Source organism: Achromobacter sp. GbtcB20 (assembly GCF_019091095.1).
Taxonomy (GTDB): domain Bacteria; phylum Pseudomonadota; class Gammaproteobacteria; order Burkholderiales; family Burkholderiaceae_B; genus Achromobacter; species Achromobacter mucicolens.
Window position 1 is genome coordinate 1 of record NZ_JAGXJZ010000284.1, and the last position, 386, is coordinate 386.

Annotated in this window: 1 protein-coding gene; it reads left to right on the top strand. The window is 75.4% G+C overall.

What is annotated here, in order from left to right; genetic code table 11:
• On the top strand, window positions 1-386 hold a 386-nt coding region (locus KVT32_RS29000), incomplete at both ends, for a universal stress protein (protein ID WP_217619303.1).

Genomic DNA, 386 nt, shown 5'->3' on the forward strand with positions numbered 1-386 from the left:
GACCACGTGGTGGCCAACGCCGCGCGCCCGGTACTGGTCGTGCCGCGCGCACCGGCGGCGCCGCTGTCCTGCCCGCGCCGCGTGCTGCTGTGCTGGAAGGGCAGCCGCGAAGCGTCGCGTGCGATGGACGCGGCCGTGCCGCTGATGCGGCGCGCCTCCCGCACCACCCTGGCGCTGTTCGCGCCCGCCTTCCCGGACCGCGGCGCGAACGAACAGGACCTGGCCGACGCGCAAGCCTTCCTGCGCCGCCGCGGCGTGCACGCCGATCTCGCGCTGCGCGACCCGCTTCACGACACCGGCCGCGCCATCCTCGCGCTGGCCGCGCAGCACGACTGCGACCTGGTCGTGATGGGCTGCTACGGCCACACGCGCTTCCAGGAACTGCT